16 protein-coding genes are annotated in these 15,410 nt (G+C 36.3%); 2 read left to right on the top strand and 14 right to left on the bottom strand.

What is annotated here, in order from left to right; all coding sequences use genetic code 11:
* Positions 1-6: 6 nt before the first annotated feature.
* From lepB to J2X31_RS14080, 7 genes are all read right to left on the bottom strand, one after another.
* Positions 7-1,593 carry a signal peptidase I gene (gene lepB, locus J2X31_RS14110; protein ID WP_310027497.1) on the bottom strand — a complete coding sequence of 529 codons (1,587 nt, stop codon included), beginning with the start codon at positions 1,591-1,593 and terminating at the stop codon, positions 7-9.
* A gap of 93 nt (positions 1,594-1,686) precedes the next feature.
* Entirely contained in the window at positions 1,687-2,388 is a 702-nt protein-coding gene (dapB, locus tag J2X31_RS14105) for a 4-hydroxy-tetrahydrodipicolinate reductase (protein ID WP_310027496.1), read from the bottom strand.
* 10 nt (positions 2,389-2,398) lie between these two features.
* Positions 2,399-2,959: a DUF5683 domain-containing protein gene (locus J2X31_RS14100; protein WP_310027495.1), complete on the bottom strand. Its 561-nt coding sequence runs from the start codon at positions 2,957-2,959 to the stop codon at positions 2,399-2,401.
* Positions 2,959-3,858: a ParB/RepB/Spo0J family partition protein gene (locus tag J2X31_RS14095; RefSeq protein WP_310027493.1), complete on the bottom strand. Its 900-nt coding sequence runs from the start codon at positions 3,856-3,858 to the stop codon at positions 2,959-2,961. The genes J2X31_RS14100 and J2X31_RS14095 overlap by 1 nt, the downstream gene beginning before the upstream one ends.
* A 6-nt stretch (positions 3,859-3,864) precedes the next feature.
* Positions 3,865-4,629, bottom strand: coding sequence for a ParA family protein (locus J2X31_RS14090; protein WP_310027492.1), 765 nt, complete (start codon positions 4,627-4,629; stop codon positions 3,865-3,867).
* Between the two features lie 372 nt (positions 4,630-5,001).
* Positions 5,002-5,811, bottom strand: coding sequence for a hypothetical protein (locus J2X31_RS14085; protein WP_310027490.1), 810 nt, complete (start codon positions 5,809-5,811; stop codon positions 5,002-5,004).
* Positions 5,812-5,886: 75 nt separating this feature from the next.
* Entirely contained in the window at positions 5,887-6,768 is an 882-nt protein-coding gene (locus J2X31_RS14080) for an SDR family oxidoreductase (RefSeq protein ID WP_310027489.1), read from the bottom strand.
* Positions 6,769-6,974: 206 nt separating this feature from the next.
* On the opposite strand from J2X31_RS14080, the gene J2X31_RS14075 reads away from it, so the two are divergent.
* Complete coding sequence (locus J2X31_RS14075) at positions 6,975-9,074, top strand: ATP-binding protein (RefSeq protein ID WP_310027487.1); 2,100 nt, start codon at positions 6,975-6,977, stop codon at positions 9,072-9,074.
* Between the two features lie 101 nt (positions 9,075-9,175).
* Positions 9,176-11,221, top strand: a complete 2,046-nt coding sequence (locus J2X31_RS14070) for a tetratricopeptide repeat-containing sensor histidine kinase (RefSeq protein WP_310027486.1) — start codon at positions 9,176-9,178, stop codon at positions 11,219-11,221.
* Between the two features lie 20 nt (positions 11,222-11,241).
* Here the strand turns inward: J2X31_RS14070 and J2X31_RS14065 are convergent, their stop codons facing one another.
* From J2X31_RS14065 to J2X31_RS14035, 7 genes are all read right to left on the bottom strand, one after another.
* The gene (locus J2X31_RS14065) at positions 11,242-11,631 is read right to left on the bottom strand and encodes a DUF1801 domain-containing protein (protein ID WP_310027484.1); all 390 of its coding nucleotides are present in this window, start codon (positions 11,629-11,631) and stop codon (positions 11,242-11,244) included.
* 53 nt (positions 11,632-11,684) lie between these two features.
* Entirely contained in the window at positions 11,685-12,245 is a 561-nt protein-coding gene (locus J2X31_RS14060) for a DinB family protein (RefSeq protein WP_310027483.1), read from the bottom strand.
* A 56-nt stretch (positions 12,246-12,301) separates the two neighbouring features.
* Positions 12,302-12,808 carry a Crp/Fnr family transcriptional regulator gene (locus J2X31_RS14055; protein WP_310027481.1) on the bottom strand — a complete coding sequence of 169 codons (507 nt, stop codon included), beginning with the start codon at positions 12,806-12,808 and terminating at the stop codon, positions 12,302-12,304.
* Between the two features lie 20 nt (positions 12,809-12,828).
* The gene (locus J2X31_RS14050) at positions 12,829-13,395 is read right to left on the bottom strand and encodes a DUF4256 domain-containing protein (protein ID WP_310027479.1); all 567 of its coding nucleotides are present in this window, start codon (positions 13,393-13,395) and stop codon (positions 12,829-12,831) included.
* A gap of 141 nt (positions 13,396-13,536) precedes the next feature.
* Positions 13,537-13,914 carry a hypothetical protein gene (locus J2X31_RS14045; RefSeq protein WP_310027477.1) on the bottom strand — a complete coding sequence of 126 codons (378 nt, stop codon included), beginning with the start codon at positions 13,912-13,914 and terminating at the stop codon, positions 13,537-13,539.
* Between the two features lie 180 nt (positions 13,915-14,094).
* On the bottom strand, positions 14,095-14,316 hold the full coding sequence (locus J2X31_RS14040; RefSeq protein WP_310027476.1) for a hypothetical protein: 222 nt from the start codon (positions 14,314-14,316) through the stop codon (positions 14,095-14,097).
* Between the two features lie 158 nt (positions 14,317-14,474).
* Positions 14,475-15,410, bottom strand: coding sequence for a hypothetical protein (locus tag J2X31_RS14035; RefSeq protein WP_310027475.1), 936 nt, complete (start codon positions 15,408-15,410; stop codon positions 14,475-14,477).

Genomic DNA, 15,410 nt, shown 5'->3' with positions numbered 1-15,410 from the left:
TCAAATTTAGCTTTTCGCTCTTTTCTTCTTCATGAAATAACTGATTCCGAAATAAGCAACCAATGCGATCAAGAAAAACTTAAAGTAGGAATAAGGTTCGCCATCTCCGCCAACAGTTGTAAACATCCTATCCCAACGGATTTTGTCGATTGCTTTGTTCCAACCGATGTTCTGGTCCAAACTCATCCAGATGAAGACAGGTTTTCCAACGATATGATCTGCAGGAACAAAGCCCCAAAAACGTGAATCTAGCGAGTTGTGACGATTGTCTCCCATCATATAATAGTAATCCTGTTTGAAAGTGTAAGATTTGGCTATCTGTCCATTAATTCTGATTTCATCACCATTAATTTTCAAATCATTTCCTTCGTATTCCCCAATTACTTTTTTGTAAAAAGCAATTGATTCTCTGTTTAAAGTTACTGTTTTTCCAGCTTCTGGGATATATATTGGTCCAAGATTGTCAAGATTCCATTTTTTTGTAAAAGGAAAAATGCTAGGATCCTCTTGTTCAGAGATATTTCGCTTGATAGATTTAATGGAAGGATTATTTTTTAACCGTTGCATATTTTCCTCTGTTAAGGCAAAAAATCTAACGCTATCCGCTTTAATATATCCGAAACCATCAGTGATATTTAATTCTTTGAGCAAGTAGGTTCGGTCTAATTCTGTCCCATCTGTTTTAGCATCGTAAGAATATTGAGGCTTGGCTCTATCTGATAAAATAAGCTCTTTCCCATCAATAAAAACAACACCATTTCTAACAGATAAGCTATCGCCCGGAGTTCCAACACATCTCTTTACGTAATTTGTTCGCTTGTCAACGGGTTTGCAATATCTTCTGTCAGCAGGTTTGTACATATTGTATAGGGTATCAGCTGGCCAGTTGAAAACCACAATATCGTTTTTTTCTATTTTTTCAAAACCTGGAAATCGAAAGTAAGGTAATTGCAACTTGTTTTTCCAAGAAGTCTTTGCCGTTTCTTCATTGTCATCATACAAATACGATTTTATGTTGATGATAGGAATTGTATCGTGAACCATTGGTGCCGCAACTGTCGTCATTGGTGTTCTGGCTCCATAATGAAATTTACTTACGAAAAGGAAATCGCCAATGAGAAGTGTTTTTTCCAAAGAAGAGGATGGGATTGTAAACGGTTGCATCACATAAGTATGTACCAAGGTCGCTACTATAATGGCAAAAAGAAATGAACTAATCGTGTCGCCTGTTTTGGTTGGCGAAACCAAGCTTCTGTCTTTAATATGGGTAACATCTTGTGTGTAATTGATATAGTAGATATAAAGTCCTAAAGTAAATAACACCAAAACAGTATCGAGAGTGGTTTTCTTTCCAAAACTTCTGATGGTTTCTACCCAAACTACCGGAAACATAATCAGGTTGATAACAGGTACAAAAAGCAAAATCGTCCACCAGCTTGGTCGGTTGATGATTTTCATCAAAACGATGGCATTGTAAACTGGAATTGCCGCTTCCCAAGATTTCCTTCCAGCTTTTTCATATAATTTCCAAGTTCCGATGAAGTGAACAATTTGAATGATCAGGAAAAATATAAACCATTGATAGAGTGTCATATATTTTGTATTTGTTTGATAATTTTAAGTATTAGCTTTTTATGCTAAACGATAAGTGTTTAAATGTTTGAAAAAGTTACATTTTGTTTCCGATTAATTCAGTTCAAGAACATCTTTCATCGTGAAAACGCCTTGTTTTCCAATAATCCATTCGGCTGCGATAACTGATCCTAATGCAAATCCGTCACGATTGTGGGCGGTGTGTTTTATTTCGATTGTATCAACTTCGGAATTGTAAAAAACAGAATGCGTTCCCGGAACATTTTCAATCCTTTTTACATTGATTAGAAGCTCATCATTTTTAGCATTTTCCAAAGCCCAGCTTGAATAATCGGAATTTTCGATGATTCTGTTGGCCAAAGTTATAGCCGTTCCACTTGGAGCATCCAATTTTTGAGTATGATGAATTTCTTCCATCTCCACCTTATATTGGTTGAATTTCGACATCATTTTAGCCAAATGATCGTTCAATTCGAAGAAGATGTTTACACCAAGGCTAAAATTGGATCCATAGATGAAAGCCCCCTTTTTTTCTTCGCATAATTTCACCATTTCGTGGTAGTTTTCAAGCCAACCTGTAGTTCCTGAAATAACAGGAATTCCTTGTTCAAGACAAGCTGAAATATTGGCAACGGCTGCATCTGGAATACTGAAATCAATGGCGACATCAGCTTTATGAAGGTCTTCAAAAGTGTCAGAACTGCTTTTTCTCAATACAATTTCGTGTCCTCTTTGCAAAGCTATCCTTTCGATAACCTTTCCCATTTTTCCGTAACCTAAAAGTGCAATCTTCATCAATATTTTTTTAAAAGCTGTAGTTTAAAGTGACCCCAACATTTTGCTTGTAGTTGATTTCGTTCGGGTAAATTTCGGGTCTAAACGATAAGTTGTTGTTTACGTTGAACTGCATCAAATGTGCATCAACATTGGCATCGATGATGTTTAAGGCATAAAGTCCGAAACTTATCAATAAGGATAAATCCCTATTTCTTTGAAAAGTTCTTTGTGCATTAATCAAGGTAGCATCGCTGTATTGTCCTTTGAATTCATCGTCTTGACCGGAAAGCCTCATTTTGTAGGCATCACGGAATTGATGGTATTTTTTATTATTGTCAAAATAGAAATAAACACTGGTTCCGATTGCTCCATAAACAATTGGAATCTTCCAGTATTTTTTGTTGTAGGCCTGACCCAATCCCGGAACAATAGCCGACAAAAAAGCGGCTCTTGCTGGAGCAAGCGGATTGATTTCCTTGCCTTTTACGGTATCTGCCAAGACAAGAAACTCGTCTTTTTTTACCTGGGCAAAAACCGAAATGTTTCCTGTAATGAAAAGCAAGAACAGTATGGAAATATATTTAGTCACTAACCTTTTATTAGTTTGATAATTCTCTTGAAATCTTCTTCCGAATGAAATGGGATGGTGATTTTTCCTTTACCGTTTCCGGCAACTTTCACATCCACTTTTGCTCCAAAATAACCTGTGATGGCTTTCTTTTCTTCTTCGTTGATATCGAATGATGAAGCTTTGGCTTTTGCTGTGGTTTTTGGTTTAAGGCTTTCCTGGTAGTTTTTTACCAAAGTTTCCGTTTCTCTAACCGATAGATTTTGGCTTACTATTTTTTGGTAGATGTCTGTCTGTGCATCCAAATCTTCAATATTGATGATGGCACGGCCATGACCCATGGAGATAAATCCGTCACGTATTCCCGTTTGGATAATCGGATCAAGTTTTAATAAACGAAGGTAATTGGCAATCGTAGAACGTTTTTTTCCCACACGTTCGCTCATTTGCTCTTGTGTCAATTGAATTTCATCAATCAATCTTTGATAAGATAAGGCAACCTCAATAGGGTCTAAATCATGACGTTGGATGTTTTCCACCAAGGCCATAACAAGCGATTCATTGTCGTTTGCAATCCTGATATAAGCCGGAACAACCGTTAATCCGGCGATTTTAGAAGCACGAAGTCTTCGTTCTCCCGAAATCAACTGGAACTTGTTGAATTCCATTTTTCTAACCGTAATGGGTTGAATTACACCTAATTCACGAATAGAAGTGGCCAATTCCTGAAGCGATTCTTCATTGAAATTACTTCTTGGCTGAAATGGATTTATTTCGATAGCATCAATCTCAAGCTCAATGATATTACCAACAACTTTATCTGCATTTTTGTCCTCAACCGACTTGATGTCGTTTTCAGGATCTTTCAATAATGCCGATAAACCTCTACCTAATGCTTGTTTTTTTACCGCTTTTGTCATTCTATGCTAGCTGTTTTTCTTTATAATTTCTTGAGCAAGGCTCAAATAATTTGTTGCTCCTTTGCTTGTTGCATCAAAATTGATGATGCTTTCGCCGAAACTTGGTGCTTCACTCAATTTCACATTTCTTTGAATGATGGTCTTGAAAACCATATCGTTGAAATGCTTCTGAACTTCCTCAACCACTTGATTGGAGAGGCGAAGTCTTGAGTCGAACATCGTCAACAACAAACCTTCGATGTCCAATTCTGGATTGTGTATTTTTTGAACACTCTTGATGGTATTCAATAATTTCCCTAAACCTTCCAAGGCAAAATATTCGCACTGGATTGGAATGATAACAGAATCTGCCGCCGTTAAAGCATTCAATGTCAGTAATCCTAAAGAAGGAGCACAGTCAATCAATATATAATCATATTTGTCTTTCACGCTTTCCAATGCCTGTTTGAGCATGTATTCTCTATTTTCCTTGTCCACCAATTCGATTTCGATGGCAACAAGGTCGATATGAGCCGGGATTACATCCACATTTGGAGCCGAACAAGCAATAATTGCCTCTTCTGGCGTGTGGCTGTGTTCCACAATTTGGTAGGTTCCTATTTCTATACTTTCAATGTCAATTCCCAAACCCGAACTTGCATTCGCTTGAGGATCGGCATCAATAAGTAATACTTTCTTTTCTAATACACCAAGTGACGCGGCTAAATTTACCGAAGTAGTTGTTTTTCCTACACCACCTTTTTGGTTGGCGATTGCAATGATTTTGCCCATTTATTTTCTTCAAAAATTGAGTCGTAAAAGTACGATTTATTATGGTTTATGAAAATGTTATTTGTTAACAATCTTGTAATTTTTAATGTACTGATTGTAAAGGTGATAATTTTGCTTTCTTGTTAATTTATTGATAGAGACTTCAAGTTAAAGCAAGGTAATATAGCAATCTAGCACTGTAGTTTATCCAAACAAAAAAAACATAAAAATTAACGAAATTTATATTCTGAAAATAAGGATTTAATTTAACTTAAGTTATTTATTCTATTGAAATTCAAAAGGATGCAATTGTGTTTGGATGGTGTTTTTTAGTAATAATTACCTTTTTAAAGCTGCAAGATATAGATGAAATTAAAATAGATTCAAAAAAAATTAAAATCCAGCCACTAAAAGACCTTTTGCTGCTTTTAAGCTGCATTTTTGAAATTTAGAATAGGCTTTTGCCGCTCGTTCCCTAATTTGATTTGCATTTTCATTTAGAACATATCCAGAAATTGCATCATGGATCGTGTAGGCTTCGGGTGCCATAAATTGAGTTGTCCAAACCAGAGGATTTGAATTTGCATTTGTGATATAAGCTGAAAAATAGCTTTTACTTTTACAAGCCAAAATAATACAATCACGCTTTTTTCCGTCGGTATTTGTGTAGGATTTATTGAGTTTAAAATCCATTAATCCGTTGTGTCCAATATAAGCAACCAATGCGGAATTTCCATAAATACCAAGCGTTTTATCGTTTATTTTAATGGTGTTTTTCAAGTCGCCCGAATTGCTGTTTAAAAAATCTTCTGTACATTTTTTAATTTCTTTTCCATCATAGGCATCAGCAATCAGATACACATCTTTGGTTGTATGTTTAAAAATAACTCTTTCCAAAACGGTGCCTTTCATTTTTTCTGATTTCAAGAATTTCCATTCAGAACTTTTCTTGAAATAGGTTCTAATTCCAAATCCACAACCCCAATACAAATTATTATCGGCATCTTGGCCATCGCCAATTTTTGCTGGAACCGGAACAATTCCTTGGTATTTATTGTCACACAAGGCCACAAAAACATGAATCACTTTTGATGTGTTTTCATAATTATTTGTAGTTGTGATGTCTAATTTTGGATCGTTTTTAGAAAAGCAATTCGTTGCAAAGGATAGAAGTGCTAACAAAAAAGTAAAGTTTGATTTCATAATATTATGTATACTTTTCAAACGCAAACCTTACTTTGAATATTTTGTTTGTTGTAAAATTGTTTCAACTTCAAACTATCGATCCTTTTTTGCTTTAATCATCGCTTCCAACATGTCCCACATTTCTTCGGGAATGGCTTCCAAAAGATTGAATTGTCCGGCACCTTTTAGCCATTCTCCACCATCAATTGTAATCACTTCGCCGTTTACATAGGCAGAAAAATCAGAAACCAAATAAGCCGCAAGATTTGCCAATTCCTGATGGTCGCCAACTCTTTTCAAAGGCACTTTTTTTGCCATATCAAATTTTTCGGCTAAATCACCTGGAAGCAATCGGTCCCAAGCTCCTTTTGTAGGGAAAGGTCCTGGAGCAATTGCATTCGAACGGATTCCGTATTTTGCCCATTCAACAGCCAAACTCCTTGTCATGGCCAAAACGCCTGCTTTTGCAGTAGCACTTGGAACAACATAGGCCGAACCTGTCCAAGCATAAGTGGTAACAATATTTAAAATAGTTGAGCTTTCTTGTTTGCTATCAATCCAATGTTTTCCAAAAGCCAAGGTACAGTTTTTTGAGCCTTTCAGAACAATATCTATTACAGTATCAAAAGCATTTGCAGATAATCTTTCGGTTGGAGAAATAAAATTTCCGGCAGCATTGTTCAACAAAACGTCCACTTTTCCGAAAGCTTTCAAGGTTTCCTCAAGCATGTTTTCGACTTGATCGTAATGACGGACATCACATTGCAATGGCAAACATTTTCCGCCTGTTTCGGTTTCAAGTTCGCTTGCTGTTTTCTTGAGTTTTTCTAAATCGCGGGAAGTGATGGCAACATTGGCTCCCAGTTCCAGGAAATATTTTGTCATTGCTTTTCCAAGGCCACTTCCGCCACCTGTAACCACAATTACTTTGCCTTGCAAGGCATCATCACGTAACATTTTTTTAGTAAAATCCATATTTTTGTTTTTTGCTAAAGATAGTAAATTTGAATAATTGGATATTGGCATGGTTTTAAATATTCTATAATTAATGCTATTTTAATGATGTTTGATAATTTCTTGTTGCGAAGAAGTGAAAATTTTTATAAAAGTTTAGTATCTTTAGCTCGTTAGAGAAATACCTTAATTCTCTACCTTCAAGTTTAACCCCTAAAACAAGCAAAATGCTAAAAGCAACCTCTTACAACCAACTGAAATGGCTGTTTAGTTGTGTCCTTTTTTTGCCTTTTTGCTTATCGGCTTTAGCCCAAACTACAAAAGTTGAAGCTCTTTTAAAAGAAATAAAACCCAATCAGCCTGATACAGCCCGTATGAGGATTTACCGACAACTTACCACGGCTTATGGCTCTGTGGATCAGGACAAAAAATACTATTATGCAGTTGAGTATAAAAAAATCGCCGAAAGGCTAAAGGTGGATACCCTTGTAGTGGAAGCTTATATTGACATGGGTGGAACTCACGCCATCAAAACCGTGATGGACAGTGCTCTTTTTTATTTTTCAAAAGGATATGAGACGGCCAAAAAAATAAAGTACGATCGCGGAATGGCAAGAGCTTTGGCAAGCATGGGATATGTTTATGAAAAGATAGACAACGAAAGAGAAGCAATTGACAAATACAAGGAAGCGTTGCGGTTGTATAAAAAGGTCAATTATGCAAAGGGAATTAACCAATGCTACATCAATATTGGTGGGATCTATCACGATCTTGGAGAATATGAAGTTTCACAAACCTATGATCTTTTGGCTCTTGAAAGCTATAAAAAAATTGGTCATGAGCCGGGAATTGCATCTGCATTATTTTCTCTGGGAGGAGGTTGTCTGGAACTTGGCGAATTTGAAAAAGCCAAGAACTATTTTCAGCAAAGTCTTGAAATAAGAGAAAGGATTGGCGACATCAACGGTATTGCTCTTGCCAGATGGGGACTTGCCCGAGTGGACATAAAGGAAGAACGTTTTAAGGAAGCCTTGCCTAATTTGGAAATCGCCTTAAAGCATGACATCGAATTAAAGAATACTTTTCATGAAAGTGCCGTTTTAATTTCTTTTGCAAGGGCACACCTAGGCTTGAAAGACTATAAGAAAGCAAAGGAATATGCCAAAAGAGCCGAAGTAAACAGCAGGATAATGAAATCGTTATCGATGCGATCTAAGGCGGTTTGGCTTTATACGAAAATAGAGGAAGCCCAAGGCAATTATAAGGAAGCTTATGATTATCAGAACGATTTTATTGAATTGACCGATAGCATCAAGGCAGAAGAAAAGTTAAAACATTTGGTTCTGACGGAATTCAGCAGGGTTAGTTCGGAAAATGAGGGTCTTATGAAGGACAATCAAATCATTGCAACCAAAAATATCAGTTATGTAAAGACCATTTTCATAACCTCAATCATTTTATTGTTTGTCGTAATCTTGTTGGTACTTTATTACAAGAGAAATCAGGAAAAGAAAGCGACCAATCTTTTGCTCCAAAGGCAAAGGGATGAGATTTCAGAGATCAACAAGGAACTCGAAATGTTGAACGAGGAGCTTATTACCCAGATGGAAATCATTGCCGTTCAAAACACAGAATTGGAGCAGTTGAATATGGTCAAGAATAAGTTTTTCTCGATTGTTTCGCACGATTTAAGAAGTCCGCTTGCTACTTTGAAAATGCTTTTCGGACTTTACAGGGAAGGTCAACTCAATGAAAATGAGCTAAATGAATTGCTTGCAAAACTGGAAGACACAATCTATACAACGTCGGTTTTTCTAGACAATTTGCTCGAATGGTCCAAAAGCCAACTGGATGGAATTGTGGTTAATCCGGCAAATTTTGAAGTTGGCAAATTGATTAACGAAAACATCCAACTAACTGAAACGGCGGTGCGATTGAAAGGTTTGAAAATAGAGAGTAGCATAGAAAGAAACACAATGGCTTTTGCCGATGCCAATATGATCAATGTAGTGGTTCGTAATTTAATTTCGAATGCTGTTAAGTTTTGTAATCCGGGAGATATAATTTCCATTGAAGCCTATAATAGCAACGATAAAATGTATCTCACCATAAAAGATACAGGTCCGGGAATCAGCGAAAAAGAACTTCAGAAACTTTTTAATCTCGAACACACCATCACCACAAGTGCAAGTGGAGACAAAGGCCATCAAATAGGACTGGTGCTTTGCAAGGATATGGTTGAGCAAAATAAAGGTAAAATAAAAGTAGAAAGCGAATTGGGAAAAGGAACTGTGTTTTTTGTGGAAATACCTGAAAAACAGATGTAAACGATTTTTTTGAAGCAATTTTTATTTATTTTAGCAAAAAATGTTCCGACTGTTAAGAAACACCCTAATCTAACATTCAAGCCATGTTGCATAGAAAAAAAATGAAACACTTTTCCATCTCCGTTTTGCTGCTATTGTGCTTTTTTTTCGGATATGCCCAAGATAAAAATGTGAATCAGCTTCTGGAAGAATTAAAAAAAAGTACTTCGGATACTTCCCGCCTTAGAATATATACCAAATTATCAACGACCTATACCTTCACTGATGCCGAGAAAAAATTCTATTATGCCAATAAGAGCAGACTTCTTGCCGATAAATTAGGTATAGATACTTTGGTTGTTCATGGTTTTGTTGATATGGGAATTTCGCACGGACTTCGCAATAACACCGATAGTGCACTTTTTTACTTTTCGACGGCCTATGTCAAAGCAAAGCAAATCAACCATAAAAACGGAATGGCACGTGCCTTGGGAAGCATCGGTTATGCCTACGACAGATTAGATAATAAGGAAGAAGCTATCAAAAACATACTTCAAGCACTGGAATTATATAAGGAAATCAAATTTAAGAAAGGCATCAATCAGAGTTATGTAAACCTTGGATCGCTTTATTATGATATAGAACAATATAAGGTTGCCGAAAGCTATTTCAAACTTGCACTTCAAACTGCTATCGAGGGTAAAGAGCAGAAAGGAATTGCTCATGGTTATTTTACACTTGGAAATACCTACAAGGAACTCAAAGACAACAAAAAGGCAAGAGAACATTATAGCAAAGGTCTTGAAATTGCCATTAAGATAGAAAACCCGAGCGAAATTGCATTAGCCAGATGGGGTTTGGGACAGGTTGATGCCATCGAGAAAAATTACAACGAAGCTTTGAAACAGTTTCAAATTGCATTAAAAATCAACCGGGAAATTAAAAATGAATACCACAAAGATGCGGTTCTTATTTCTATAGCCGAAGCTTATATTCAATTGAAGGACTATAAAAAGGCCGAGCCTTATGCAATGGAAGTATATAATAATGCACTTCGGACTAATTTTTTGGTGGTTTTGTCCAAAGCCCTGCCTCTTGTAATTGAAATCAATAAGGAACAACGAAAATTTGAAGTAGCATTAGAATATCAAACCAAATTAATGACCGTGATTGATAGTTTGAATTCTGAAAAAACGACCAAAAATGTTGTTCTTGCAGATTTTGAACGTATCCGTTCGGAAAATGATAATTTGGTTAAAGACAATTCCCAAATAGCGGCCAAGAATACCAATTATGTAAAGACCATTTTCATAACCTCTGTACTATTGTTGTTTGTGGTGATGTTGCTGATTCTTTATTATATTCGAAATAAGGAAAAGAAAGCGATAAATGAACTTTTGCAGTCTCAAAAAGAGGAAATTGCCAGTGTCAACATTGAGCTCGAAACCCTCAACAAGGAAATTATTGTCCAAAATGATGAATTGGAACAACTCAACAAAGTCAAGAACAAGTTTTTCTCTATTGTTTCCCACGATTTGCGAAGTCCGTTGGCAACTTTAAAAATGCTTTTCGGATTATACAGAAGAGGCGATTTGAGCGAGGCTGAACTAACGGAGCTCCTGTCGCAATTGGAAGATACGATTTACAACACGGCAGTCTTTCTGGACAACCTTCTTGAATGGTCTAAAAGTCAGCTTGATGGGATTGTTGTAAAACCGACTTCATTTGATGTAAAGGAACAAGTTGATGCCAATATTAGGCTTCTTGAAACCCAAATCAACATAAAACAATTGAGGATAGAAAACACCATCGAGAAACCTGTTATTGCTTTCGCAGATAAGAATATGATCAATGTCGTTATTCGAAATTTAATCTCAAATGCTGTAAAATTCTGCAACCCGAATGATTCAATTATCGTTAAGGCCGAAACCAAGAATGATAAAATTGTAATCTGCATCCGCGATACAGGACCTGGAATTGCCGAAAAAGACCTTGATAAACTGTTCAATCTGGAACACACCATTACAACCAGCAACACTGGCGAAAAAGGCCATCAGATAGGTTTGGTGCTTTGCAAGGATATGGTTGAGCAGAACAATGGAGCCATCCGAGTGGAAAGTAAAATAGGAGAGGGGACGGTTTTTTGTATCGATCTTCCTAAAATTTAATGAATTCGTAAAGGGAGTAATTACTTCAATCGTTCTAAAACGCCTTTCCGTTTCACGATATTCTTATAATCCCATTGAATGTTAATTCCTTTTTGGAGCCAACGTTTCAAATCATCCACATTAATTTCCTTTACGGAAGTATATCGGGCATCGGCCGATTTGAAATTGCCCACTTTTTTTAGCCCTTCTTCCTTAAACGATTCGCCACTCCAAAACAATAATCTCACGGCATCTTTGAGTTTGCTGTAGCCAACAATTGGATTTCCGTCAAGAAACCAAACCGGATGAGCATGCCAAATTTTGTTCTCGGCTTCTGGAAGATTTTGGCTGATGACTTCATAAAGTTTGTTGCAAATAGCAGTATCTTCTGGGAGTTGCTTTTCGTTATATGCTTGAATGTCTTTGTTCATAATTGTATAATGAATTAGCTTGAACGAATTTATGAAAAAACATTCAGTTTTATTTATCTAATAGTATTTTCTGAATCCGCTATTCTTTCGATCTGTTTTAAATGCCTGATGTTATGGTTGATGACAAACCTGAAGGTGTCGCCAATTTTCAATCGAATCCATATAGTTATAGATATTTGGGTTTTTTCTTTGTTCAGGCTAATGCTTTTGGAGCGTTCTAGTAATTCCAACATCTTTTTTTGCTGGTTGATGAATCGGTCTATCGTATTTCGGCTCAAATTACTGTTCAAAGGATTCTTATCCTTAAAGGTTTTCATCTTGTTGAGTTTCTCTTTGGGTAACATGCTTTCTGCAAAGTAATTTCCTAGAAAGCCACTTTTAAAAAAAGGATCATTTTTGCTGGTTGCTTTTTGGATTACCCTTTCTATTTCAGGAAGATAGAAATCACCATATAAATTTAGGTGTTCCAAACATTCAAGGATACTCCAAGAAGTAGAAGTTGCCCTCCAATTGAGTTCGTTGTCGGATTTTGCTTTTAAGACTTCAGCGAAATTGATGTTTTCTTGAGATATTTGCACTAATTCAGATAACAATATTTCTGATTTTACTTTCATGTTTTTGATTTTTAGGCAAAGTTCAAGCAATAAAAACATTTAAATCTTGACGCAAATCAAGATTTTTTCAACCGTGATAAGGTTTCTGCACTCATTCGCAAATAGTTGGCAATATGCTTGTTGGGAATTTCTTGAAACAATCGTGGGCTTCTCGCCAAAACTCTATTGTAACGTTCTTTTGGCGAACTTGTTAGGATGTCTTTTTCACGTTCCATTTGTTGGAGGATCAGGTCTTCAAGCATCTTGATGAATACTTTTTTGTTTTCTTCAGATTGTTCTACAAATTCATAAAAAACAGATTTAGGAATCACTTTCACAATTGTTTTTTTAAGAGCCTGAATGTAAAATTCAGATGGTTTTTCCAAAAAGAAAGAATCAAGAGCTACAATAATGTTATCGGGATAGCCGAACCGAATGACTTGTTCTTCGGAACCATCCAAAATAAAAATCCTTAAACTTCCGCTTTCAACAAAATAGATGTTGGTGTCTGTAGTATTAGCCGCTTTCAAATATTCGTTTCTTTGAAGTGTTAGGGTTGATGTATATAATTTTTGTAGGTTCATATCGTTAATTTATATGAATCTTAAACCCTCAATACTCCACGAAAAGCCCTTGCTCCATAATAGGAATCGGCTCCGTTATGGTACACAAATACTTGATCATAACGACAATCACAAAAAAGAGCTCCGCCTAATTTCCGGATGGCTTCGGGGGTTTTAATCCAGCTCGACGTCTTCAAATCAAATTTTCCGAGTTGTTGCAACTGGCGGTATTCTTCTTCGGTCAAGATTTCGATACCCATTTCTTTTGCCACATCAACAACACTATTGGCGGGTTTGTTGGCTTTTCTTTTGTCAAGAGCTTCTCGATCATAGCAAAAGCTTCTTCTATTTGCTGGAGTTTCTGTTGAACAATCATAGAAAAAATATTCATCCGTTTTCGTATCATAACCCACAACATCAGGCTCTCCACCGGTTCGTTCCATCTCATTCAGCGACCATAATTTTGCAGGATTGCTTTCTAATTTTGTTTGTATTTTTTGCCAATCCAGGCCTTTGTGGCGGGAGCTGTTTTGTTCAAATCGGGATTTTAAAATAGCAATCAATTCTTTTTGTTGTTCTTCTTTTAATGATTTCTTGTGGTCGCTCATCGGGAATTATATTTTGTGTTTTACTATTTGTCTCTGTCACGAATTTATGAAAAATATAAACTTGAACATAAAAATTAAGTTTGCTGATAAAAAAAAAGACCCTAAACTTTCGTTTAAGGTCATAATAACTATAAAATTTTTCTAGTTGAAATGCTTTGTGATGAAACCCGAAAGCGTATCGCCGCTCATTCTGTTTGAGGTACTTTCGGTAGAAACAGCATCTTTGTATTGTGGTGTTTCGGCCAAGAATTTTATAAATTGCCCTTGAATTTGTCCGGTTCCTGTAACATGAACTTCATCAATATTGGGCATCTTGCTGACAATTTCCTTGAAGAATTTTTGCGTCAACGCTATTTCCTGATTGTTCGAAGCATTTTCATTCGAGTTATTGTCTGGTCCAGAATTTTTCACATTACCCAAGATAATAAATTCCCCATTTTCAATTTCTTCCTTCCCTACGATTGTTGCACTGTGCGAATCCATCCAAACCCCAAACTGTTTTTTGTTTTTTCCTGACATGACTTTTTTTTTTCTTAAAGGTAGCCCATCCGTTGCGGAAAAGATTTTAATTGGGTTAAGATTGTGATTGTTGCATTCCAAGTTCTGAATATAAGATACGGATGTTTAGTGTCCCAAAGCTTCGTGATTGCGTAAAGCCTTTGTTTTACGGTTAAATTAAACCACTAACAAAGAGTTGGCTCACTTCTTTACAGGTTTTCCATCCTTGGTCTCAATAACCACAACACCGCTTTGTCCTTTCATTTGACCATACAATTTAATGGCGTTTTTTGCCTGGATAATATTTATGGAAGTAATTTCTTGTTCGATCAATGGATAATAAGGGCTTGTTGGCTTCGGACCAAAAAGCTCCTGCTCGGTATATTCCACACCGTTGATGATGTAGAGCGGATTCCCTAACATGGAAAGCGATTCAATTTCATCGGCATCAATTCCGTCAAAAAATATAGTTTACGACTTTGCCATCAACAACTGCTAGGTCACGGTTTGGATAAACAATTTCCGTTGCTTTTTTTTGCGCAAAAACTGTCGTGCTTAAAAAAACAAGTAGATTAATGTTCTCATTTCTTCAAAGGTTTTCCATTTTTCGTCACGACAACAACAACGCCTTTTTTTCCCTTCTCTCCATACAAGTTCGTGGCACTTTCTCCCTGCAAAATCGTTGTAGAAATAATTTCCTGTTTGTCAAGAGGATAATAAGGACTAGTTGGATTTTTGCCAAAAAGTTCTTCCTCTGTATATTCCACTCCGTTGATGATGTATAAGGGCTCTTTCAAGTATTCAAAGGTTTCAACCTCTTCATTTCGAGTATTCGATTTTTTCAAAAGCTTATCTAATGGGTCATCATTTCGGTTCACAACTGACTTTCCATCTACAACTAAAAGTGGGTTTGGTTTGGCTATAATTTGTTCTCCAGATATACTATCCTTTTTCTTTTCCACATAATTGCTTTTCACACTTATAGCATCATAGATTGGAGTATTAAAAAATCCAGCACTTTTTTCTTTTTTTCTATTTTGGCTAACTGCAACATTGTCGGTTTCAAAATTCTTGGCAACAGGTTCTTCAAAAATTTGGTCTGCAGTTTCTTGAATTTCATTTTCTACAACGGCAACAGTTTCCTGTGTTACAATCTTATCTTGAATGATTTGTTTGGCTTTCGCCGAATTGACTATGGATTGTGAACCTTCGAGCTTGTCCGTCTCGATAATTGGAGTATCTGTTTTTATTGTTTCAATTTCTTCGTTTACCACTGAATTTTCAGGTGTAATAATTTCCGAGTCGTCTTTAAAAACCTGATAGCCTAAAGTGAAAAGAAGTAGAAATGAAGCGGCGACGGCTATTTTTTTCCAGAGTTTATTTTCATTTTTGAGTACTTTATGGTCCAGTTTGTCCTCGACCCTTGCCCAGACTTTGTCCATTCCGGGAAAGTCCTTGCCTTCAGCTTTTAGGGAAGCCTGCTGAAATTGCTCGTATAATTTATCTTGATTTTCCAT

The sequence above is a fragment of the Flavobacterium arsenatis genome, from assembly GCF_031456785.1.
GTDB lineage: Bacteria > Bacteroidota > Bacteroidia > Flavobacteriales > Flavobacteriaceae > Flavobacterium > Flavobacterium arsenatis.
The sequence above is the reverse complement of the archived record's forward strand: the minus strand, read 5'-3'. Positions and strand labels throughout refer to the sequence as shown.

Bases quoted from the DNA above. Each gene is read 5' to 3' on its own strand.
- lepB (WP_310027497.1), bottom strand. From the start codon at position 1,593: ATGACACTCTATCAATGGTTTATATTTTTCCTGATCATTCAAATTGTT.
- dapB (WP_310027496.1), bottom strand. From the start codon at position 2,388: ATGAAGATTGCACTTTTAGGTTACGGAAAAATGGGAAAGGTTATCGAA.
- J2X31_RS14095 (WP_310027493.1), bottom strand. From the start codon at position 3,858: ATGACAAAAGCGGTAAAAAAACAAGCATTAGGTAGAGGTTTATCGGCA.
- J2X31_RS14090 (WP_310027492.1), bottom strand. From the start codon at position 4,629: ATGGGCAAAATCATTGCAATCGCCAACCAAAAAGGTGGTGTAGGAAAA.
- J2X31_RS14085 (WP_310027490.1), bottom strand. From the start codon at position 5,811: ATGAAATCAAACTTTACTTTTTTGTTAGCACTTCTATCCTTTGCAACG.
- J2X31_RS14080 (WP_310027489.1), bottom strand. From the start codon at position 6,768: ATGGATTTTACTAAAAAAATGTTACGTGATGATGCCTTGCAAGGCAAA.
- J2X31_RS14075 (WP_310027487.1), top strand. From the start codon at position 6,975: ATGCTAAAAGCAACCTCTTACAACCAACTGAAATGGCTGTTTAGTTGT.
- J2X31_RS14070 (WP_310027486.1), top strand. From the start codon at position 9,176: ATGAAACACTTTTCCATCTCCGTTTTGCTGCTATTGTGCTTTTTTTTC.
- J2X31_RS14065 (WP_310027484.1), bottom strand. From the start codon at position 11,631: ATGAACAAAGACATTCAAGCATATAACGAAAAGCAACTCCCAGAAGAT.
- J2X31_RS14060 (WP_310027483.1), bottom strand. From the start codon at position 12,245: ATGAAAGTAAAATCAGAAATATTGTTATCTGAATTAGTGCAAATATCT.
- J2X31_RS14055 (WP_310027481.1), bottom strand. From the start codon at position 12,808: ATGAACCTACAAAAATTATATACATCAACCCTAACACTTCAAAGAAAC.
- J2X31_RS14050 (WP_310027479.1), bottom strand. From the start codon at position 13,395: ATGAGCGACCACAAGAAATCATTAAAAGAAGAACAACAAAAAGAATTG.
- J2X31_RS14045 (WP_310027477.1), bottom strand. From the start codon at position 13,914: ATGTCAGGAAAAAACAAAAAACAGTTTGGGGTTTGGATGGATTCGCAC.
- J2X31_RS14040 (WP_310027476.1), bottom strand. From the start codon at position 14,316: ATGTTAGGGAATCCGCTCTACATCATCAACGGTGTGGAATATACCGAG.
- J2X31_RS14035 (WP_310027475.1), bottom strand. From the start codon at position 15,410: ATGGAAAATCAAGATAAATTATACGAGCAATTTCAGCAGGCTTCCCTA.